The 21,979-nt window shown below is 70.5% G+C and carries 19 protein-coding genes; 10 read left to right on the forward strand and 9 right to left on the reverse strand.

Annotated elements, in window-relative coordinates:
• Positions 1-21 precede the first annotated feature (21 nt).
• Both ACQUQF_RS01130 and ACQUQF_RS01135 read right to left on the reverse strand, forming a co-directional pair.
• Complete coding sequence (locus ACQUQF_RS01130) at positions 22-954, reverse strand: mechanosensitive ion channel family protein (protein WP_435174852.1); 933 nt, start codon at positions 952-954, stop codon at positions 22-24.
• Between the two features lie 45 nt (positions 955-999).
• Positions 1,000-1,956, reverse strand: coding sequence for an NADPH:quinone reductase (locus ACQUQF_RS01135; RefSeq protein WP_435174855.1), 957 nt, complete (start codon positions 1,954-1,956; stop codon positions 1,000-1,002).
• Positions 1,957-2,171: 215 nt separating this feature from the next.
• Between ACQUQF_RS01135 and ACQUQF_RS01140 the strand changes: the two genes are divergently transcribed.
• Entirely contained in the window at positions 2,172-5,156 is a 2,985-nt protein-coding gene (locus ACQUQF_RS01140; protein WP_435174858.1) for an integrin alpha, read from the forward strand.
• A 9-nt stretch (positions 5,157-5,165) separates the two neighbouring features.
• Here the strand turns inward: ACQUQF_RS01140 and ACQUQF_RS01145 are convergent, their stop codons facing one another.
• From ACQUQF_RS01145 to ACQUQF_RS01160, 4 genes are all read right to left on the reverse strand, one after another.
• On the reverse strand, positions 5,166-5,957 hold the full coding sequence (locus ACQUQF_RS01145; RefSeq protein WP_435174860.1) for a sugar phosphate isomerase/epimerase family protein: 792 nt from the start codon (positions 5,955-5,957) through the stop codon (positions 5,166-5,168).
• Positions 5,954-7,642: an HAD-IIA family hydrolase gene (locus ACQUQF_RS01150; protein WP_435174863.1), complete on the reverse strand. Its 1,689-nt coding sequence runs from the start codon at positions 7,640-7,642 to the stop codon at positions 5,954-5,956. Before ACQUQF_RS01150 ends, ACQUQF_RS01145 begins: the two co-directional genes overlap by 4 nt.
• Positions 7,643-7,851: 209 nt before the next feature.
• Entirely contained in the window at positions 7,852-8,733 is an 882-nt protein-coding gene (locus ACQUQF_RS01155; protein WP_435174866.1) for a glycerophosphodiester phosphodiesterase, read from the reverse strand.
• 161 nt (positions 8,734-8,894) lie between these two features.
• Entirely contained in the window at positions 8,895-10,295 is a 1,401-nt protein-coding gene (locus ACQUQF_RS01160) for a CDP-glycerol glycerophosphotransferase family protein (protein ID WP_435174869.1), read from the reverse strand.
• Positions 10,296-10,468: 173 nt separating this feature from the next.
• On the opposite strand from ACQUQF_RS01160, the gene ACQUQF_RS01165 reads away from it, so the two are divergent.
• From ACQUQF_RS01165 to ACQUQF_RS01175, 3 genes are all read left to right on the forward strand, one after another.
• Complete coding sequence (locus ACQUQF_RS01165) at positions 10,469-11,662, forward strand: redox-regulated ATPase YchF (RefSeq protein WP_435174872.1); 1,194 nt, start codon at positions 10,469-10,471, stop codon at positions 11,660-11,662.
• A gap of 107 nt (positions 11,663-11,769) precedes the next feature.
• The gene (locus ACQUQF_RS01170) at positions 11,770-12,582 is read left to right on the forward strand and encodes a hypothetical protein (protein WP_435174874.1); all 813 of its coding nucleotides are present in this window, start codon (positions 11,770-11,772) and stop codon (positions 12,580-12,582) included.
• 114 nt (positions 12,583-12,696) lie between these two features.
• Entirely contained in the window at positions 12,697-12,897 is a 201-nt protein-coding gene (locus ACQUQF_RS01175) for a hypothetical protein (RefSeq protein ID WP_435174877.1), read from the forward strand.
• A gap of 103 nt (positions 12,898-13,000) precedes the next feature.
• Here the strand turns inward: ACQUQF_RS01175 and ACQUQF_RS01180 are convergent, their stop codons facing one another.
• Positions 13,001-13,387 carry a DUF7344 domain-containing protein gene (locus ACQUQF_RS01180; RefSeq protein WP_435174880.1) on the reverse strand — a complete coding sequence of 129 codons (387 nt, stop codon included), beginning with the start codon at positions 13,385-13,387 and terminating at the stop codon, positions 13,001-13,003.
• Positions 13,388-13,475: 88 nt separating this feature from the next.
• Positions 13,476-14,135 (reverse strand): helix-turn-helix domain-containing protein, encoded by a 660-nt coding sequence (locus ACQUQF_RS01185; RefSeq protein WP_435174883.1) that lies wholly within the window; start codon positions 14,133-14,135, stop codon positions 13,476-13,478.
• A gap of 142 nt (positions 14,136-14,277) precedes the next feature.
• On the opposite strand from ACQUQF_RS01185, the gene ACQUQF_RS01190 reads away from it, so the two are divergent.
• The 3 genes from ACQUQF_RS01190 to ACQUQF_RS01200 all read left to right on the forward strand — a co-directional run bounded on the left by ACQUQF_RS01190 (position 14,278) and on the right by ACQUQF_RS01200 (position 17,681).
• A complete protein-coding gene (locus ACQUQF_RS01190; protein WP_435174886.1) occupies positions 14,278-15,066 on the forward strand; it encodes a helix-turn-helix transcriptional regulator in 789 nt (262 codons plus the stop codon).
• A gap of 136 nt (positions 15,067-15,202) precedes the next feature.
• Positions 15,203-16,288, forward strand: coding sequence for a class I SAM-dependent methyltransferase (locus tag ACQUQF_RS01195; protein ID WP_435174889.1), 1,086 nt, complete (start codon positions 15,203-15,205; stop codon positions 16,286-16,288).
• A 46-nt stretch (positions 16,289-16,334) separates the two neighbouring features.
• Positions 16,335-17,681, forward strand: coding sequence for an NAD(P)/FAD-dependent oxidoreductase (locus ACQUQF_RS01200; protein ID WP_435174892.1), 1,347 nt, complete (start codon positions 16,335-16,337; stop codon positions 17,679-17,681).
• Positions 17,682-17,823: 142 nt separating this feature from the next.
• On the opposite strand, the gene ACQUQF_RS01205 is transcribed toward ACQUQF_RS01200, so the two are convergent.
• Entirely contained in the window at positions 17,824-19,272 is a 1,449-nt protein-coding gene (locus tag ACQUQF_RS01205) for an ABC transporter substrate-binding protein (RefSeq protein WP_435174895.1), read from the reverse strand.
• Positions 19,273-19,519: 247 nt separating this feature from the next.
• Between ACQUQF_RS01205 and sucC the strand changes: the two genes are divergently transcribed.
• The 3 genes from sucC to ACQUQF_RS01220 all read left to right on the forward strand — a co-directional run bounded on the left by sucC (position 19,520) and on the right by ACQUQF_RS01220 (position 21,958).
• On the forward strand, positions 19,520-20,665 hold the full coding sequence (gene sucC, locus ACQUQF_RS01210; protein ID WP_435174898.1) for an ADP-forming succinate--CoA ligase subunit beta: 1,146 nt from the start codon (positions 19,520-19,522) through the stop codon (positions 20,663-20,665).
• On the forward strand, positions 20,662-21,531 hold the full coding sequence (gene sucD / locus ACQUQF_RS01215) for a succinate--CoA ligase subunit alpha (protein WP_435174900.1): 870 nt from the start codon (positions 20,662-20,664) through the stop codon (positions 21,529-21,531). The genes sucC and sucD overlap by 4 nt, the downstream gene beginning before the upstream one ends.
• Before the next feature lie 184 nt (positions 21,532-21,715).
• Positions 21,716-21,958: a DUF7127 family protein gene (locus ACQUQF_RS01220; RefSeq protein ID WP_435174902.1), complete on the forward strand. Its 243-nt coding sequence runs from the start codon at positions 21,716-21,718 to the stop codon at positions 21,956-21,958.
• The last annotated feature ends 21 nt before the right edge of the window (positions 21,959-21,979 follow it).

Consider the following 21,979-nt stretch of genomic DNA (forward strand, 5'->3'; position numbering starts at 1 on the left):
AGCGCCGGCCCGCGGCCGGGCTCAGGCGGCGTCGTCGACTTCGATCCGCCCCTGGAGGTCGCGCTGGGAGGCCGGGCTGATGGTGACGCCGGCGTCCTCCAGGCGGGCCTTGGCCTCCCGGGCGTACGCCGACCGGATTCGGACGACGTCGCGGCGCTGCGGGTCCTCTATCCAGTAGTAGACCCGGACGACGACCCCGTCGTCGCCGAGCTCCTCGACGTGGGCGCTCGGGTGCGGCTGGGCGAGTATCCCGTCGACGGCCACCGCCGCCGCCTCCATGGTGGCCATCGCGGCGTCCACGTCGTCGTCGTACGCGATCCCGATCTCCTCGACGATCCGGTAGTTGCCGCGACCGAACGGCCGGGTGATAGCCTGGCCCGTGAGGACGGTGTTGGGGATCGTCACGAGCTCGCCGTTGGGCGTCTGGACGCGGGTGACCCGGAGCGTGATGGACCGGACGGTCCCCTCGCCGTCCGACCACTCGATGTAGTTGCCGACGTTGAACTCCGGGTCGAGCACCAGCGCCGCCCCGCTGACCAGCGAGCCGATGACCTCCTGGCCCGCGACGCCGACCGCCAGCGTCGCGGCGCTGATGACGAGCGCGGAGTTGCCGAGGAACCGCCCGTAGCCGGCGACGCCCGCGCCGACGAACACCGCGACCACGACGACGATCACCCGGACGTACCGGACGAGGGCGTCGCGGAGCGTGGGATTGTTGCGGTTCCGCCGCCGGACGACCCGCGCGAACGCGGGCTCGAAGAGGAACCGGCTGAGGACGACGACGGCCAGGAAGCCGGCGAGGAACCACCCCGCGCGGACCAGGTTTGGCCAGTAGTCGACGAGCTCGCCGGGGCCGACCCCCGGTGCGGGCGTGGTCGTCTGCTGGGCGAGTAGCGACGCGACCGAGAACAGCGGTCCCACCCGGAGGCCGTGAACGGCGGCTCCGTCAGTCATGGACGGCAGGATTCGACCGCCGGGACCATAGGCTTTGTAACGCCGCTACGGTTCGAGGACCAGCTTCCCGAGGAAGCTCTCGCGGAGGACCGCCGCCTGGGCCTCGGTCGCCTCCGCCAGGTCGTACCGGTTCGAGACGACGGGCCGGAGGTCGCCCGCCTCGAGCAGCCGCGCCAGCCTCCGGAGCACCGCGGCGAAGTCCGGGGTGTTGAACATGCTCATCAGGTGCAGCTCCATCTCCCGGGACCGGGCGGCCGCGATGTTCTCGAAGCCGGCCTCGGGCTGGGTGTTGCCGATGCCGACGACCCGGACGCCCCGGGTCCCGACCTCGGCGTCGAAGTCGAGGTACTGGTCGAGCCGGTGGTCCAGGACGACGTCGGGGCGGCCAGCTTCCACTACTGCCTCGGCGAGGTCGTCGCGGCCGTAGTCGACGGGGACGTCCGCGCCCAGGTCCGCCAGCTGGTCGTGGTACTCCGGGGCCGCGGTGGTGAGCACCCGCGCCCCGGCGGCGTCGGCGAGCTGGACCGCGACGTGGCCGACGCCGCCCGACCCGCCGTGGACCAGGCAGGTCTCGGCCGGGTCGAGGCCGGCGTGGTCGACCAGCGCCCGCCACGCGGTCACGCCGACGAGCGCCACCGCCGCGCCCTCGTCGAACGCCACGCCGTCGGGGAGGTGAGCGATGCGGTCGGCCGGCGCGACCGCGTACTCGGCGTAGGTCCCCTGGCGGTCGTTGCCGAGGCCGGTGCCGAACACCCGGTCGCCCTCGGCGAACCCCTCGACGCCCTCGCCGACGGCGTCGACCACGCCCGCGAGGTCCGACCCCGGGATCATCGGGAGTTCGGGCGGTTCGTAGCTTCCCTCGCGGAAGTAGGTGTCCACGGGGTTGACGCCGGCGGCCCGGACCTCGACGCGCACCTCGCCGCGTCCGGGGTCCGGTCGGTCGACGTCGTCGACTGTCAGCGCGTCCGGTCCGCCGTGCTCGTGGTAGCGAACTGCTCGCATGGTCGGAGGGAGGACGCCCCGTCGCATAAATGTGCGAGACACGCGGTCCCACGGTTCGGCGACAGAGATGGAAATTTCCCAACAAAAAGGACGTACGGAGACCGAGCTTACCCGGAGAAATACACCGTTTACGGGTACTGCCGGCGTTTAAGCCGGCGCATCCGACCTGATAGCCGGTTTATAACAAACCGGCTAGGTGAAGAGTCTTCGCCGGAATGAGTCCGGAATCCCGACGCGGGGCAGATCGAAAGGACGCGGCGCTGATGGCGGTGCTGGTCGCGCTGGCGAGCGTGCTCGCCGGCGCGGGCGGCGCGGCCGCAGTCGCGACCGGCGAGATCGCATCGACAACAGACGCGACAGTCGCACAGAACGGGCCGCAGGCGGGCGGCACGCTCTCGGGGACGATCGACCTCGCCGGCGCCGACACCGAGTTCGTCGGCGAGAACCCCGACGACAGAGCCGGGTGGTCGCTGACCAACGTCGGCGACGTGAACGGCGACGGCCACGCCGACGTCCTGATCGGCGCGCCGTACGACGACACCGGCGGCGACGACGCCGGCGCGGCCTTCCTGTTCTACGGACCGATAGACCGCGACGACATCGAGCTCTCGGAGGCCGACGCGACCTTCGTCGGCACCGCGGCGGGCGACAGGGCCGGCACCTCGGTCGCGGGCGGCGACCTGAACGACGACGGCCACGCCGACGTCGTCGTCGGCGCGCCCGGCAGCGACCGCGCGGCGACGGACGCCGGCGCGGCCTACGTGATCTACGGCGGCGACTCGGTGACGGGAACCCACTCGCTCGCCGACGCCGACCTGGCGCTCGCGGGCGAATCCGAGGGCGACAGGGCCGGCACGGCGGTCGGCGTCGCGGCGAACCTGACGCGCGGCGACGGCGGTACGGTGCTGGTCGGCGCGCCGTACGAGGACGCCGGCGGCGACGACGCCGGCGCGGTCTACGCGGTCCTGGCCGCGGACGCGCCGACCGGCTGGGAGTCGCTCGACGACGCGAACGCGAAGTACGTCGGGGAGGAGGCGGGCGACCTCGCCGGCTGGTCGGTCGCCGACGCCGAGGACGCGAACGGCGACGGCTTCCACGAGATCGTCGTGGGCGCGCCGAGCGCCAACGTCAGCGCGCCGAACGCCGGCGCGGCCTACGTCGTCTCCGACGTGCTCTGGGCGGGCGACTCGGATCGCGACGAGGCCGGCACCGAGAGCCTCGCGGCGGCCGAGGCGCGACTCCTCGGCGAGGCCGCGGGCGACATGGCCGGGTTCTCGGTCGCGACCGCGGGCGACGTGAACGACGACGGCCACGCCGACGTCGTCGTCGGCGCACCGCGGAACGACGAAGCGGCCGAGAACGCGGGCGCAGCCTACGTCGTCTACGGCGAAGACGGTCTGAGCGGCGACGTGAGCCTCGCGGACGCCGACTGGACGCTCCGCGGCGAGGCCGAGGACGACATGGCCGGCTGGTCGGTGTCGTCCGCGGGGTCTGGCGACGTCACCTGCGATGGCTACGCCGACGTCATCGTCGGCGCGCCGTTCCACGACCCGGACACCGGGAAGAACGCCGGGGCGGCCTACCTCGTGTACGGCGGCACGGGCCACCGCGACGCCAGCCTCGCCGACGCCGACGCGACGCTGATCGGCGAGGCGAAGGGCGACCGGGCCGGCCGCGCGGTGTCGGACCTCGGCGACGCGACCGGCGACGGCCGCGAGGACGTCCTGGTCGGCGCGCCGTACCACGACGAGGGCGGCGACGACGCCGGCGCGGCCTACCTCGTCCGCGGGAAGTGCCCCGTCGACGACGCGGAGACCACGACGACCACGACCACCGAGAAGGACGACGAGAAGCCACTCGAACCCGGGTTCGACTTCGACTGCGAGCGGGTGTCGGTCTGGGCGCACGACTACGACGCGGTGAAGCTGACGTTCGCCGACGGGAGCGCCCAGAAGTTCACCGGCGACTTCGAGGGACGCCACACCTTCCGGGGGACCGGCGAGCACGACGACAAGGTCGTGAAGAAGGTCGCCGTCTACCGGGGGCACGAGAAAGTCCACGGGGTGAACCCCCACTACGAGGACTGCATCGAGACCACCACGGAGACGACGACCGAGGAGACCACGACGACCACGACGAAGGAGACGACCACTACCACGACCACCAAGGAGACGCCCACCACCACGACCACTGATAAAACGACTACGACGACCGAGAAGACCGAGACGACCACCGAGGAGACGACCACGACTACGACCACGGAAAAGACGACCACTACGACCACCGAGAGAACGACGACGGAGACCACGACGACGAAGGACACGACCACCACGACTGAAACGACGACCACCACGACGAAGGACACGACTACGACGTCCACGACGACCGAGACGACTACCAAAGATACGACGACAGAGGAAACGACCACGACGACTACCACGACTACCACGACCACGACGACTGAGACGACGACAACGACGACCACGAAGGACACCACGACAACGACCACAACCACAGAGACGACGACCGAGGAGACCACGACGACCACGACGAAGGACACGACCACTACGACTACAACTGAAACGACCACTACTACAACGACGACAACGACGACCACCACGACCACAACTGAAACAACCACCACGACCACGACTACAACCACAACGACGACCACCACAACCACTACAACCACGACTACGACGACCACCACGACGCAGGACGGTCGCGCTGCAATCAGCTTCATCGCGTTCTGCGTCGAGGGCGGTCAGCAGCAGGGCAACGACCCCTGTCCGGACGGCGAGAGCCTGCTCGTCAAGTTCGAGTGGAACGGGAACGCCTTCGTCCCCGAGGACGGGAACGCCGAGGGCGTCACGGTGACCGCCACGGAGTTCAAGGACAACGGCGAGCCCGTCGAAGCGACCTGGACCTCCCAACAGGAGATCTCCACAGTCGTCGTCAAGTCGGGGACGGACGAGTGCGAGTACCCCGGCGGGAACGGCGGCACCGTCGAGTCCTGCGGGCCGCCGCCGGGCCAGCAGTCGCGGGGCGACCCGACCGGCGTCGCCTTCCTCGGCGTCACGGGCGCGGCGATCGCGCTGGCGCACCGTCGCCAGCATCGACAGCAGGGCGAGGACCGCGAACTTCGGGACGCCCACGAGCGGGGCGGGCGGTCCGAGACGGGCGAGAACAGCGAGCAGTAGCCGGGCGACTCAGAGGTAGTCGTCCAGCTTCTCGGCGCTGAGCGCGACGTAGTCGAAGTCGAAGGTGTATACCTCGATCGAGACCGTCCCCGTCCAGCCCTCGCGGAGCGGCGCCAGCGCGGTCTCGAAGTCCAGCGTCCCCGACCCCGTGGGGACGTGCTCGTCGGCGGCCTCGCGGGCGTCGTTGACGTGGACGTGCGAGACGCGGTCGCCGCGCTCGGTCAGGAACTCCGCGATGGCCTCGGCGTCCAGCCCGTCGACGCGGGCGTGGCCGGTGTCGAGGGTCGCGGCCGCCTCGGTCTCGCCGAACACGCGGTCGAGGTGGTGGATCGTGAACGGGACGCCCGGCAGGTTCTCGACGCAGATCTCGACGCCGCGGTCGGCCGCGAACCGGTCGAGCGTCCGGACCGAGTCGAGCAGGTGGGGCGCGATCTCCTCCAGGTCCCACTCGGGCGGCCCGGCGCTGGTCCCGGCGTGGAGCACCGCCTTCTCGGCGCCCATCTCGGCGGCCACCTCGACGCAGGCGCGCTGCTCGGCCAGCGCCCCCTCGCGGACCGGGTTCCGGGGCGACCCGATCTCGATGCCGACGAACGGGAGGTGGACCAGCAGGTCCAGCCCCGCCTCGTCCGCGACCGACTCGACGGCGTTCGGGTCGAGCCGGGTGCGCTCGGTCGCCCCGTCCATGTAGAGCTCCGCGAAGTCGAGCCCGACGTCGGCCGCCCCGCGGAGCGCGCGCTCCCACGGCACCGCGCCGGTGTGGGTCTGGGTGACGTACCCCCGGCGGACCCCGTCGTCGGTCACGGTTCGGGACCTCCGTCGGTCGAGGCGACGGTCTGCTCCCTGTCGCTCGCCGCGTCGTCCGTCACCGGGTCGTCGCTCGCCGCGTCGTCGTCGGTCGTCGCGTCGTCACCGGACGGCCCGGAGCCGGTCGCTCGCCCGGTGGGCGTCCCCTCGCGCCGGATGAAGTCGGTCAGGGCGCCCGCGGTCGGCGCGATCAGCGTCGGCCGGCGGTCGCTGGCCTCGATCTCGTCGCGGGTCGCCTCGCCCGACAGCACGCAGACCGACTCGCACCCCACGGCCTCGGCGAGTCGCACGTCGGTCTCCAGTCGGTCGCCCACCACGACGACGTCCTCTGGCGCGTACCCCTCCCGGTCGAGCACCGGCGCGACCATCTCGGGGCCGGGCTTGCCGAACACCCGGGCCGGGCGCCGGTCGGTCGCGCGCTCGATCATCGCGGCGATGGCGCCGCAGTCCGGGACGAACCCCTCGGCGGTCGGGCAGACCGCGTCGGGGTGGGCCTGGAGGAACGTCGCGCCGTCGCGGATCGCGAGGGTCGCCTTCCGGGCCTTCTCGTAGGTGAGGTCCGTGTCGAACCCCACGACGACGGCGTCGGGCGCGTCCTCGCCGGACCCGGGGTCGGTCACCGCGTCGACGCCGGCGTCGGCCACCGCCGCGCGCATCTCGTCGGTCCCGAGGACGAACACCCCGTCCGGGTCGGTCCGCCGGAGGTGCCGGACGACGCCGTCGGTCGAGAGCAGCACGTCGTCGGGGTCGGCCGGAATCCCGAGCCCGGTCAGTCGCTCGGCGTAGTCGTCCTTCCACTTCGAGGAGTTGTTCGACAGGAAGTAGACGTCGACGCCGCGCTCGCGGAGCGCCGCGACGGCCTCGTCGACGCCCGCCACCAGTTCGTCGTCGAGGTACACCGTGCCGTCGAGGTCGAAGAACACCGCCTCCTTCTCGCCGAGCGGCGACAGCGACGAGAACCGGCGGTCGGCGGCCCGGAGGTCCTGGTGGTCGTCGATCTCGACCCAGCGCCGGCCCGAGACGTCCGCGGGTTCGAGGTCGTGGTCGCGGTTCTTGACGATGCGGTCGATCGCGGCCTCGGTCCAGCCGTCGTAGTCGCCCTCGCGCTCGATGGTCCCGGTTATCTCCTCGAACAGCAGCGCCGAGAAGTCGGCCGAGAACCGGTAGGCGTCGGTCGAGACGCCGTGGGCCACCTCCTCGGGAACGCTCTTGGCGATGTGGGTCACCCGGCCGTCGTCGCCGACGGTCACCTTCATCGCCTCCCCGGAGTGGGTGGCGGTGTCGGTGGCGACGGCGCTGTCGGCGTCGGCCTCGACCAGGTCGGCCAGCAGTTCCGGCTCGAACACAACGTCGCCGTTCGTGAGGACGAACGGCTCGCCCGCGACCGCCTCCCGGGCCAGGTACAGCGAGTACATGTTGTCGGTGTTGGCGAACACCTCGCTCTCGCGGACGGTCACGTCGAGTTCCGGTCGGTCGTCGGCGACGTCGGCGCAGCAGTCCCGGACGTCGTCGGCCAGGTAGCCGGCGATGACCGTCACGTCGGTCACGCCGGCGTCGGCGTAGGCGCGCAGCTGGCGGGCGAGGACCGGCGTGCCGTCGACCGTGACGCAGGACTTCGGCTTCCGGAGCGTGAGCGGGCGGAGGCGGGAACCGATACCGGCGGCTAAGATAACTCCCTTCATCAGTAAGTCACCGCACCAGAACCCAACGCAGGCTCGCTTAACCTTTCTGGCCTCGTTTCTCCTCCGCTTCAACTAAAATGCGACACGTATGAGACCGGGGAACTACGACGCGGGACGGGAATCGGCGCCTGGATGCCCCAGATGGGCCAGCGTCGCGTCGGCCTGCCGGCGTCCAGGGTATCGTTCTCCGCCAGCGATACGTTCAGCGATCACGCGCCGTCGCCGAACCGGAGGACGCCGGGGTAGTCGGCGATGACGCCGTCGACGCCGGCCCGCCGGAGCTGGTCGGCCTCGTACCACCGCTCGACGGTCCAGGCGTTGACCGCCCGGCCCTCCTCGTGGGCCGCGGACACGAGGTCGATCTCCTCGTAGGGGCCCAGCGACCCGTAGTCGGCGTTGAACAGCGGCGTGCCCGCGATCATGTTCCACGGCGGGTGGACCGCCTCGGCGTCGTACCGGCGGGCGATCTCCATCCCGTCGGCGATGGAGTCGGCGAACACGACCGCGACGGGAATCGAGGGGTCGACCTCGCGGACCGCCGCCAGGGCGCCCTCCGCGAACGACGAGACCAGCACGTCGTGGTCGTACGCCGCCAGCGCGGCGAGGACGTCCGCGGCGAACTCCCGCCAGAGGTCGGTCTGCTCTCCGCGGACCTCGGGGGGAAGGTTCTCCCGCGGGCGGATGTCGGCCGACCCCGGGTTCTTGAACTCGACGTTGACGCCGACCTCCGGGGGGAGCGCCTCGAGGACGTCCTCCAGAGTCGGAATCGGCTCGCCGGTGCCCAGGACGTCGAGTTCGGCGAGTGTCTCGGCGGAGGTCTCCCACACCTTGCGGTCGGCGAGGTCGTCGGGCGCGTCGGTCAGTCGACCGAGGTCGTAGTCGTGGAAGGTGACGATCTCGCCGTCCGCGGTGGGCATCACGTCGATCTCGACCATCTCGGGCGGGCCGCCGGGGTTCCGCGCCCCGGTCGCCCGCTCGACGGCCGCCACGGTGTTCTCGGGGTAGACGCCCGCGAAGCCGCGGTGCGCGATGAGCGATACGTCGGTGCTGTCGGTCGTCGCCTGCCGGGTCGTTGCGCTCGTTCGTTCCATAGTGTGCGGTGGCGCTTCCGGGGACCGGAGGAAGCACCGCTGCCACCCTTGGCCGGGCGTTTCGACCTGCCGGACTTCAACTTTTCTCTCTGAATATAAATAGCGGTCCCGAATGGCATAGAGACAATAGACGGAGCCCGAAACTACGTAGACGGCCGCCGTCACCGACTTCCGCCGGTCCGGCGGGCCAGGCGCCGCCGGACGAGCCGCGTCACCGCCGCCGACCGCGGGGCCCGGGGCGCGCTGTCGGTCGCGCTACCGCCGTTCGCGGTGGCGTCGCCCTCGACAGACTGGGCGTCGCTGTCGGGCGATTCCGTGGCCCCGACCGCCGCGGGGTCGCCGCCGAGGAGTCGCGCGCGCACCGCGGTCCGCCGGTCGGCGTCGGGGTCGGCGGCCGGGTCGAGCGCCCGGTCGAGCGCCGCCAGCAGTTCGTCGAACGTCCGGGCGACCGGACCGGGCGCGACCGACTCGTAGTCGAAGTAGAACCCCCGGCGGGCGCGGTACTCGTCGACGTCGTAGGCGTAGAAGACGAGCGGCCGGTCGCGCAGGAGGTAGTCGAAGTAGACCGACGAGTAGTCGGTGACCAGCGCGTCGGCGTGCCGGAGGAACGGGTAGACGTCGGTCGCCTCGGACAGTCGGACCACGTTCGAGAGGCCGTCCGGGAGGGCGACGGTATCGCGGGGATGGGTCTTGACGACGAGGGCGGCGTCGCGCTCGGCGAGGAACGCGTCGAGTCGCCCGACGTCGAGGCGGTCGGCGGGCGACGCGTCGGTCCACTCCCGGAACGTCGGGAGGTAGAAGACCAGTCGCTGGTCGGCTGCGAGGGCGCGGATTCGGTCAAGCGCCGCCGCGTCGACGCCCACCTCCTCGCGCGGAATCGAGGCGAAGAGCGCGTCGTTGCGGGGGTAGCCCGCCAGGACCATGCGGTCGCGGTCGATCCGCAGGCCGGAGGCGAAGGCGTCGGCCACGCCCGCGCCGGGAACGGTGAGGAGGTCGAACCTACCGGCCATCTCGGCGTGGGCGGCCCGGACCGGCGCCGGGAGGTCCCGGAAGCCGGCGTCCCACGAGACCCGCTTGAGGGGGACGCCGTGCCAGAGCAGCACCGTGAACGCGCCCGCGGTGGCCGGCATCGCGAGGTCGCGGTGGCCCTGCGTCAGGAAGACGACGCCCGCCCGGAGCGTCAGCAGGAGGCCCCGCGGCGAACAGCGGTGATACGCCTCGAACCCCGCCGCCTGGAGGTCGCGCACGACGCCGGGGTCCTTCGAGAGCCACACTGGCCGGACGTCGGGGTGTTCGGCCGCGACGTGGAGGAAGAGGTACTTGGCGTTGTCCGCGAACGCCGCCCCGCCCCGGGCGCCGAACACCCACAGCGACTCGTCGCGGCCGAACCGTGAGACCGACTCGTCGCGGGCGCCCCGCGGTCCGTCGCGGACGGGGTCCGCGCTCCGGTCGCGGAGGGGATCGACGGCCGCGATTCCGCGGAAGAGCCCCCACTGCGCGAGAAACGAGGCGTGGTCGGCGAGCGACGACGCGACTCCGGGGAGGCGAGCGCTCAGGTCCATCCCTCGCTGGCCGGGGTCGGCGACGGTCGACGGGTCATCGTCGGTGCCACGACGCCCGGGACAAAAGGCGACCGGGCCGCCGGCTGGAAAGTGCTACCGAGTATCGCGGGAGGCGTTCCCGGAGGATTCGGCCTTTAGCAGCCCTTATAACCGCAGCGCCGCCAGTTCGGGCAATGAGTTACAAGATCGGTCTCGTGGGCAAGCCCTCCGTGGGCAAGTCCACGTTCTTCAACGCGGCGACGATGAACGACGTGCCCGAGGGCGCCTACCCCTTCACCACCATCGACCCCGCGGTGGGCGAGGCGTACGTCCGGGTCGAGTGCGCCGCCCCGGAGTTCGGCGAGGAGTGCACCCCCAACGTGGGGTTCTGCGAGGACGGCACCCGGTTCGTCCCGACCAAGCTGGTCGACGTGGCGGGGCTGGTCCCCGGCGCCCACGAGGGCCGCGGGCTGGGCAACCAGTTCCTCACCGACCTGAACGAGGCCGACGTGCTGGTCCACGTCGTCGACTTCTCGGGCACCACCGACAGCGAGGGCGAGCCGACCGAGGGCCACGACCCCCGCGAGGACATCGACTTCCTCGAGGACGAGCTCGACATGTGGTACCGGGAGATCCTCGAGAAGGGCATCGAGCGCTACGAGAGCGGCTACGACGGCAACGACGACGACATCGAGGTCGAACTGGCCGAGCAGATGAGCGCGTTCCGGACCAACAAGGACGAGATCAAGCGCGAGATCCTCTCGCTGGGGCTCGACCTCGACCCGGCGACGTGGGACGACGCGGACCGCGAGCAGCTGGCCCGCGAGATCCGCAAGACCACCAAGCCGATGGTGGTCGCCGCGAACAAGATGGACACGCCCGAGGCCAGGGCGAACTTCGAGGAGATCACCAGCGACCCCGCGTACGACCACCTGACCGTGGTCCCGGTCTCGGCCCACGCCGAGAAGGCGCTGAAGAAGGCCGACGAGCAGGGCGCGGTCGACTACCGGCCCGGCGATGCGGAGTTCGAGGTGCTGGGCGACGTCTCGGGCGAGCAGCGCGAGGGGCTCGACGCCATCGAGTCGTTCGTCGCCGAGTTCGAGGGCACCGGCGTCCAGCGCGCGCTCGAGACGGCCCTGTTCGACGAACTGGGCGTCGTCCCCGTCTTCCCGGGCGGCGCGAACGGCCTCGGCAACGAGAACGGCGAGGTGCTGCCCGACTGCTTCCTGCTGCCGGAGGGCGCGACCGCCGAGGACTTCGCGTACCACGTCCACTCCGACCTCGGCGAGGGGTTCCTCCACGGCATCGACTGCCGGAGCGACCGCCAGGTGGGCGCCGACCACCGGCTCGACGACCGCGACGTCATCGACGTCGTCTCGACGAACTGACCCCGGAACCCGCTCTGCGCCCCTGAGCCGCTCCCGCGAATCCGAACGTCTCGGCCGACTGACTCGCTCCGGTCCTTTAATGTCGCCCCGTCACGGAACCACGCGACATGGGGCAGCAGCACCGGTTCAACGGCGACGCCGACGTCCTCCACCGGCGGGCGGTCAGGACGCCGCTCCCCGACGAGGAGGCCGAGCGGGTGTTCCACGAGAACATGATGACCGTGGCCGACGCCCGCGAGCGGAAGGCCGACCTGCTTGCCGACCCCGACGTCTCGGTGCTCGACGCGTTCGAGTCGGAGTTCGAGCGCGTCGCCGAGAGCTTCGAGCGCCGGCTCCGGCGGACCGCGGGCGACGACTACCGGGAGGCCGCGATGGCGTACAACCGCGGCGACCGCGACGACCGGGTCGGGGCGCTGGCGGCGTACTACTACGAGGGGCTGTGGCGGATGCAGCAGCGGACCACCGTCACCGACATGGTGTTCTTCCCCGTCATTCTCCGGTACCCCGACAGCTTCACGGTGAACATCCGGTTCGCCAGCGGGTACGCCACCGACGAGTCGGTGGTGTACGAGTCGCCCGAGCACCTCTCGGAGGAACTCGACGGCGACCACGCCGAGACGTACTACGCCGAGAGCCGGTACACCCAGCGGCGGGCGGCCGAGTACATCCGCGAGACCGCCCGCGTCATCCGCGAGGAGTTTCCCCACCCCGACGAGTCGACCCCCGAGGAGCGGGCGTACGGCGGCATCGTCTCGGCTGGCGGCCGGCAGGGGTCGGTGTTCTCGGCGATGCTGAAGCGGGTCGACCCCGACCCCGACCGGTTCGACGATCCGATCGCGGCGCCGACCCTCGTCCCGGAGGGCGAGGAGGCCCGGCGGACCGAGCGCGAGCTGCTCCCGGACGGCGAGGTCCTGCTCTGAGTCCGACAGGTCCGGAACCGCCCGAGCACGGGGCGGTGACCGTCCGGAGCGTCGGCTCGCCCGAGCGTTGAATCCGTCCGACACGTTTTTCGTGCGACACCGAGAAGCGGACGTATGGCCGGAGACGCGCGCTGCCCCGACTGCGACGTGTCGCTCGAGGAGGCCGACCTGTTCACCGGGAAGGGGGAGTTCCGGGTGCGGACCGACGCCGAGGGCGACGACGTGCTCGCGGCGGTCGGGGTCACGAGGACCCTCGACGTGACGCCGCGGCGGTGTCCGGAGTGCGGTCTCGTCCGCCTGTACGCCGAGGAGTAGCGGGAGAGTAGTCGAGTCGAAGGGGCCGGGTCGAGTCGGGAGGGCGGTGGTGCAGCGAGGACGTCGAAGGCGAATTGCTGGCGTCAGGTCAGTCGAACAGTGGTCACGTCGAGTCGGCGTTCTCGCTCCGGGAGGAGGGGTCGAGCAGGCCGCGGCCGGCGGCCGAGTCCAGCGGGACGTCGCCGGCGCGCGCCGAGAGCGTCACGGTGTCGGTCGCGGGGTCGAGTTCGATCAGGTCCGCGTCGAGCAGCTTCGGGAGGTGGACGTGACGGAGGCTGACGAGCGAGGCGACGTCGTCGGTCACCGGTGAGGCCGGGGTCCCGGACGCGCCCGCCTCGACGAGGGCGATCTCGGCGGCGAGGTCGGTCACGGGGACCGGCCGCGGCTGGCGCAGCAGGTAGCGGAGGGCGATCCTGCGGTGGGGGTGGGAGAGCGTGCTATACAGGACGTCGAGGTACTTCTCGGTAGCGGTGTCGTCGGGACTCATCATCGCGGACACTACCGAAGAGTCACCGGACTGAGAAGGACGTGTCTTTGAGTGGTAATGGTCTTCAAGTACTCCCCCTTATGCGTTCGGGTCACTGCTCCTCGGCCGACGGGTGGAAGAGGACGTGCCGGAGGACCGCGTTAGTCGCCCGCCGGATGCGCTCGGAGACGGCCTGCTCGGACACGCCGAACTCGGCGGCGAGCTCCGCGAGGCTCACCCGCCGGGGGACCTCGAAGTAGCCGCGGCCGACGGCCTCGACCAGCGTCTCGTGCTGGAGCTCGGTCAGGCCGCGGGCGTCGACCGCGACCGACCGGTCGTCGAGCGCGTAGACCCGGTTGAGCCGGTACGTGATGCCGCGGTCCGCGCAGTAGTTGTGGAACGCCGCGAGCCCCGAGTGGTCCTCGAACCGGATCCGGAACGTCCACTCGTCGTCGCCGTACGCCTCCAGGATGGTCGCCTTCGTCTCGGTGATGCCGCGGATGAGCTGCTCGGCGGGCTCCTCCCACTCGATCTTGTACAGCGCGCTGTCCGGGAGCCGGTCGAGCACCGCGAACGACCTGACGTGGGGGTCGGCCGCCATGCTCGCCTCGAACGCTTCGAGGTCGTCGCCGTGGCCCCAGACGTACGGCATGACCCGCTTCTCTGCCGGGACCACGCGCTCGAGTTCGACCGAGAGGTTCGGGTGTTCGGCGATGAGCCGGCCGAGGAGGAACTGGTCGGCGTTGATGGTGAACTCCGCGACGACGCTCATACGGAGGGATTGCGCTGTACCGCAAAAACCGCTCGCCTACATGCGTTCGCTCTGTCGGGCTTCGGGCCCGAAGAATCGGCGAGGCGCTCCCGCGGGGGCCACCTACCCCATAAGAATTTACCCCGGGATGCGAACTAGTACCATGGACACCGCACTCGACGAGGTCGAATTCCTGGTGCGCTCGGCCCACCGCGTCGAGGCACTCGGCGCGCTGGCCGAGCGTCCGCGCGGTCGGTCCGAACTCGGGGAGGCGACCGGCGCGTCGTCGTCGACCGTCGGGCGCCTGCTACGCGAGTTCGAGGACCGGGACTGGGTCGTCCGCGACGGTCGCGAGTACCGGCTGACGTCGGAGGGCGAGTTCGTCGCCGGGGAGGTCACGAGCCTGCTCGACCGGATGGAGACCAGACAGCAGCTCCGGGACGTCGCCCGGTGGCTGCCGACCGAGAAGCTCGGCATCACCATCGAGTCGTTCGCCGACGCGGTCGTCACGGTCGTCGACGCCGAGGACCCCTACCGGCCGGTCCGCCGGTACGACGCCCTCATCGAGGGCGCGGAGACGATGCGGGCGTTCGGGACGCCGACGCTCAAGTCCGCGAACGCGGGCACGCTCTTCCGGAACGTCCGGGCGGGGATGGACACCGAGATACTCTACCCGTCGCCCATCGTCGAGGCGGTCCTCGACTGGTCGCCCGCGGCCGCCAGGGAGGGACTCGAGACCGGCAACCTGACCATCCTGCTCCACGACGCGCTCCCCTGCGGGCTGACCATCTTCGACGACCGCGTCGTGCTCACGGGGTACGACCCGGACACCGGCATGCTTCGGGCGGTGGTCGACACCGACGCCGCCGAGGCCTGCGAGTGGGCGACCGAGCTCTACGACTCCTATCGCGAGGAGGCCCGACCGCTCGACCCGGAAGCGGTCGAGGCGTGATCGGACTGGGAGCGGTGGAACGGCGGTCAGCCGGTGCACCGATTGCAACCCCCGGGTCGAACCCGCGGGGTGAACGACGGTCACCGGATAGCTAGGTATCGGTGCCGCTCGTCCCTCCTCGGGGAGCAGACCCACCATGACGACCGATACGCGAACGGCAGGAGACCCGATCGACGAGGCGAAGCTGGACGAACTCATGGAGACGGCGCTGGTCGACTTCGGCGCGACGTTCCACGCCGCGCTGGTGGTCATCGGCGACGAGCTCGGCCTCTACGCGGCGCTGGCCGACGAAGGCCCGCTGACGTCGGGCGAGCTCGCCGAGGCGACCGACACCGCCGAGCGCTACGTCCGCGAGTGGCTGCGCTCGCAGGCCGCCGGCGGATACGTGACCTACGACCCCGACGGGAACCGCTACCACCTCTCGCCCGAGCAGGCGTTCGTCCTGGCCGACGAGGACAGCTCGGTGTTCATCCCCGGAGCGTTCCAGACGAGCTCGGCGGCGATACGGAGCGAGCCCAGGCTCGTCGAGGCGTTCCGCACCGGCGAGGGCGTCGGCTGGCACGAGCACGACGACGGCGTGTTCCACGGCGTCGAGCGCTTCTTCCGGCCGGGGTACGCGGCCGAGCTCGTGAGCGACTGGATTCCCGCACTCGACGGCGTGGCGGAGACCCTGGAGGACGGCGGGCGCGCGATCGACGTGGGCTGCGGCCACGGCGCGCCGACCATCATCATGGCCGAGGCGTACCCGAACTCGACGTTCGTCGGCGTCGACTACCACGAGGCGTCGATCGACGTGGCGCGGGAGCGCGCAGAGGCCGCCGGCGTCGCCGACCGCGTCAGCTTCGAGGTGGCGAACGCCAAGGAGTACGACGGGACCGACTACGACTTCGCGACCGCGTTCGACTGTCTCCACGACATGGGCGACCCCGTCGGCGTGGCGGCCCACGTCGCGGAGACGCTCGCCGACGACGGGATCTGGATGGTCGTCGAACCATACGCCGAGGACCGGGTCGAGGACAACCTCAACCCGCGGGGCCGGGCGTACTACTCGGCCTCGACGATGCTCTGCACGCCGAACTCGCTCAGCCAGGAGGTCGGCTACGGCCTGGGCGCCCAGGCCGGGGAGGCGAAGCTCCGCGAGGTGGTCACCGAGGGCGGATTCTCCCGGTTCCGCCGGGCGACCGAGACGCCGTTCGACATGGTGTTCGAGGCGAAGCCGTGACGGCGCGAAACGTTCGAGGAGACGGCGCTGCGACGGAACGACCGCCGTGACGCTTGCGACCGTCCCCAGGTACGACCCCGGCGGGCTCGACGGCGGCGGCGGACGCGCGGTGGTGGTCGGCGCGAGCGTGGCCGGCCTCCTCGCGGCCCGCGTGCTCGCGGACGGCTTCGAGGAGGTCACCGTCGTCGACCGCGATCCGCTGGTCGACGAGCCGACGCCCCGGGCCGGCGTCCCCCAGGCGCGCCAACCGCACGTCCTGTGGGAGGCCGGGCGGGCGACGATCGAGGACCTCTTTCCGGGCTACAGCGACGACCTGGTCGCGGCCGGCGGCGCGGTGATCGACAGCCGACGGGAGTTCGAGCAGTACAGCCGCGGCGGCTTCCTCGCCGCGGGCACCGAGTACCTCCCCGTGTACTCGGCCACCCGTCCGCTGTACGAACTGCTGCTCCGGCGCCGCGTCGCCGCGCTCGACGGCGTCCGCGTGCGGCCCGGCTGCCGAGTCACCGACTATCTCGCGGACGACGCGGGGGCCGCCGTGGACGGTGTCGCGGTCCGCGACGGTGGGGCCGGTCGGGACGAGCTCCCGGCCGACCTCGTCGTCGACGCGACCGGCCGGACGAGTCGGACGCCGCGGTGGCTCGACGAGCACGGGTACGCGCCGCCGCCCGTCGACGAGGTCCGCATCGACGTGGGCTACAGTTCGACCTTCGTCGAGCGACCCGAGGACGACCGCCGGGCGATCGTCGCGCCGGCCGAGGCGCCCCGGACCCGCGGCGGCCTGGTCGCGCCGGTCGAGGGCGGTCGCTGGCTGGTGAACGTCCACGGCGTCCACGGCGACCACCCGCCGGCGGACCCGGACGGCGTCGCCGACTTCGCGGCGAGCCTGCCCGTCCCCCAGCCCAGGCGGATCCTCGACGAGCGGCCGCAGGTCGGGGACGTCGCCCGCTACCCCTTCCCGAGCAACCGTCGCCGCCGGTACGAGGACTTAGACCGGTTCCCGGCGGGCCTGGTGGTGGTCGGCGACGCGATCGCGAGCTTCAATCCGATATACGGCCAGGGGATGTCGGTCGCCGCGCTCGAAGCCCTGGCGCTCCACCGCGCGCTCGCGGCGAGCGACCGCCAGGGCCTCCCGCTCCGGTTCTTCGACAGCGTCGCGGACATCGTCGACGGTGCGTGGGCGATGGCGGTCGGCGCCGACTTCGGATTTCCGCAGACCCGGGGACCGAAATCCCGGGGAACCCGGTTCTTCGGCTGGTACCTCGGTCGACTGCTCCGGGCCGCCCACGACGACGGCGCGCTGACCGACGCGTTCGTCCGCGTGCTCTCGATGCAGGAGGCGCCCGCGTCGCTGCTGCGGCCGGGCGTCGCGTGGCGGGTGCTGAAGCCAGTCTGAGCGCGCGAGGCTACTGCCCATCGGTCGCGTCGCGGACCGCGCCGAGCCGGAAGTTGTAACGATTCCGGCGTCCGGCAGTGACCGGCGGCCGTCACGGCGTCCGACCGAGTCCCGAAAAAGCGGGCGCCGAACGTCCGTCCCGCTACTGGCGCCGGTTCTCCTGCAGGAGCCGGTTGATCTCGTCGGCGGCAACAGAAGTGGCCTTGTTGACGGCCGTGTCCAGCCCCGTGCCCCGCCCGAGCATCTGGGAGATGCGCTGGTGCATCGTGCGCGGAATCTCGTAGGTGATGGCGCTCGCGCTCGGCACCGCGGGAATCACGGCGGGCCGGAACTCCCGCAGCGTCTTGAGGCACGCGCCCCGCCAGAACTCCTTGTGGGTCTGGGTCTTGCCGAAGAAGTCCTCCTCCTGGATCGTCTGGGGCGTGACCGGAACGAACCCGAGCTTCTTGGAGTTCTGGACCGCCCGCTGGTCGTCGCCGATCCACCACTCGAGGAACCGGACGGCGGCGTCCTTCTCCCGCTGGCCGCTGAACGCGTCCTTGATGAATCCGAGCGACGGCAGCCACGCCAGCGCCGCCTTGTTGCCGGCGTTCATCGGGAGCCCCCAGGTGTAGTCCCCGCTCATCATCGGGCCGCGTTGCTCCTCGAGGTAGTCGCCCCAGAGGTCGGTCGAGTCCTGGATGTGATTCACGGCGGTCTTCCCCGACCAGTGGAGCGTGGTGGCCTCCTCGTCGCCGTGATTGATCGAGTTCTCGTGGAAGAGCCCCTCGTCGATGAACTCGAACTGCATCTTGATGGCCTCCCGGGCCGCCTTGGAGTCGATGGTTGCTTCCGTTCCCTCGACGTTGACGACGCCGGAGAGCGACCCGCCGTGCTGGGGGATGTACAGCGACATGTACTCCTCGTCGCTCTGCTTCATCCCCGTCGTGTCGGGATAGTACCCCTCTCTCTGACCGAGCTGGGTCTGGTTGAGGCGCTCGTAGATCGGTTTGACGTCCTTCCGCCAGTGGAGGCTGCCCGCCTTGTAGTTGACCTCGCTCGGCTCGATGTTCGCCTGGTTGAGCCAGTCCTTGCGCCAGGCGCTGAAGTAGGGCCGGTAGCCCAGCGGGAAGGTGACCAGGTTGCCCTGCTCCCCGGTCGACTGGGCTCCCCACACCTTGTGGCCCTTCATGATCTTGTCGGCGGTCTTGTCGGCGAGTTCGGAGCTCTGCCAGAGGTCGTTGACGATGAGCCCCGCATCGCCGGCGAGGATGCCCGGCCGGGTCATCACCTCGATGAGGTGGGGGACGTCGCCGCTCGCCCGCGCCGCCCGGAACTTCGTCAGGACGTCGGTGTACGGGACGCCCGTGATGTTGATGGAGATTCCCGTCTGGTTCTCGAACTGGTTGACGATCTTGTTGGTGTACAGCCGCTTCGTCTTGCCTTCGGTGTAGTACGACAGCCAGATTTCGATCGTCGGCTTGCCTTGATACTCTAGATAGCCCGTGAGCCCCGTCGCCGTCGCACCGCCCCCGGCGGCCTTCAGGAAGTCTCGGCGGTTGACTCCGTCCCGTTCGACTCCGCTATCGACGACACCCCGATTCTGTGCCATTATCTAACACACCCCGCGAGGGATGCTAGGTGCTGACCGGTATGGGACTTTTGGCCTCTCCACATCCTTTACACTTTTTCGCACACAAATCTAAAATCGATGCACGGCGGACGTCGAAGTTCCGCTTTCAGGTGCCGAACGAATGCGCCGACTCGGGAGGGACGACAGGCGCGAGCGACAGCTAGCATCCCCGGCAGATTCCGATACTACTAACTCTCGCACGGGGAAAGTAGCACGCGAGCCAATAATGAAACTGCACGAGTATCAGGCGAAGAGCGTCTTCGCCGATGCGGGGATTCCGACGCCGGACGCGACCCTGGCGTCGTCGGTAGACGAGGTCGTCGAGGCCGCAGAGGAGATCGGCTACCCGGTCGCCGTCAAGGCCCAGGTGCACGTCGGCGGTCGCGGGAAGGCCGGCGGCATCAAGCTGGCCGACGACCGCGAGGAGGCCGAGCAGGCGGCCGACGACATCCTCGGCATGGACCTGAAGGGCTACCGCGTCGAGCGGGTCCTGGTCGAGGAGGCCGTCGACTTCAAGAACGAGCTCTACGTCGGCGTCACGATGGACCGCGGCGAGGGCAAGCCGGTCGCGATGGTCTCGACCAAGGGCGGGGTCAACATCGAGGAGGTCGCCGAGGAGGACCCCGACGCCATCGCACGCGAGCACGTCGACCCGGCGTTCGGGATGCACCCCTACCAGGCCCGCAAGGCGGTCTACGACGCGGGCGTCCCCCGCGAGGTCGCCTCGGACGTCGCGTCCATCCTGACCACCCTCTACCAGCTCTGGGACGACCGCGACGCCAGCGAGGTCGAGATCAACCCGGTGATGATCACCGAGGACGACGAGGTGATCGCGGCCGACGCCGTGATGAACATCGACGACGACGCCCTCTTCCGCCAGCAGGAGCTGGCCGAGATGGAGGAGGAGGCCTACGAGGACGACCTCGAGCGCAAGGCCGGCGAGTACGGCTTCGACTACGTGCGGCTCTCGGGCAACGTCGGCATCATCGGCAACGGCGCGGGCCTCGTGATGACGACGCTCGACCTCGTCGACTACTACGGCGGCGAGCCCGCCAACTTCCTCGACATCGGGGGCGGCGCGAAGGCCGAGCGGGTGGCCAACGCGCTCGACATGGTGTTCTCCGACGAGAACGTCGACGCGGTCGTGTTCAACATCTTCGGCGGCATCACCCGCGGCGACGAGGTCGCGAAGGGCATCAACGACGCCCTCGGGCAGTTCGACGAGATCCCCAAGCCCGTGGTCGTCCGGCTCGCCGGCACCAACGCCGCGGAGGGCCGCGAGATCCTGAACGACGACCTCGTCACGGTCGAGGAGACCCTCGAGGACGCGGTGCAGCGCACTGTCGAACTCTCCAAGGAGGAAGCACAATGAGCGTTCTAGTCGATTCGGACACCAGAGTCGTCGTACAGGGCATCACCGGCGGGGAGGGCAAGTTCCACGCCGAGCAGATGATGGAGTACGGCACCAACGTCGTCGCCGGCGCGGTGCCGGGCAAGGGCGGCCAGGAGGTCGCCGGCGTCCCGGTGTACGACACCGTCGATCGGGCCGCCCGCGAGGAGGACGCCGACGCCTCGGTCGTCTTCGTCCCGCCCGCGTTCGCCGCCGACGCCGTCTTCGAGGCGCTGGACGCGCCGCTCGACCTCGTGGTCGCCATCACCGAGGGCATCCCCACCCAGGACATGAGCAAGGTGTACAAGCGCCTCGGCGAGGTCGACACCCGGCTCATCGGGCCGAACTGCCCGGGCATCATCACCCCCGGCGAGTCCAAGCTCGGCATCCTGCCCGGCAACATCTTCGAGTCGGGCGACGTCGGCCTGGTCTCGCGGTCTGGCACCCTCACCTACCAGGTCGTCTCGAACCTGACCGACCGCGGCATCGGCCAGACCACCGCCATCGGCATCGGCGGCGACCCCATCATCGGCACCGACTTCATCGACGCCCTCGAGCTGTTCGAGAACGACCCCGACACGAAGGCGGTCGTGATGTGCGGCGAGATCGGCGGCGAGGACGAGGAGGAGGCCGCCCGCTACATCGCCGAGAACATGGACACGCCGGTCGCGGGCTTCATCGCGGGCCGGACCGCCCCGCCGGGCAAGCGCATGGGCCACGCCGGCGCCATCGTCTCGGGCAGCGGCACCGGCACCGCCGAGAGCAAGATCAACGCGCTCAACGACGCGGGCGTCCCGGTCGGCGACACCCCCAACGAGGTCGCCGACCACATCGAGGACTTCCTGTAGACCGGTCCCGCGTCTCGGCGTCCCCTCTCTCCGTCCCCGCACGTGTTTCGTCGTCTGCGGCCGCGTTTCGTCCGCACCGCTTTTCGTCCGGTCCCGCAGTCGCCTCGTCACGGAAGACTCCGGACTTCGCGGCCCAATCGGGGACGGGCACAGCCCTTAGGTGCGCGCCGACCCAATCGGACGTATGGAGGCACCAGCCCCACTTCAGTCGGCCGCCGACGAGCAGGACGGCGTCACGATCTCTCGCCGCGAGTACGAGGACGAGAACGTGATCACCGTCGACTTCGGCCGCGGCGTCGAGGCGAAGCTCGACGTCGTGGGCGAGACGGCCATCGTCGTCGCCGGCGACCGCCAGTTCGAGTTCGAGATCCCGGAGGAGGCGACGGAGGTCACGACCAACGACGGGATGCTCATCATCAAGGAGTAGCGCCGCCCCGTCCGTTCGACC

Origin of the sequence: Halorussus sp. AFM4 (assembly GCF_051194995.1) — an archaeon.
Taxonomy (GTDB): Archaea; Halobacteriota; Halobacteria; order Halobacteriales; family Haladaptataceae; genus Halorussus.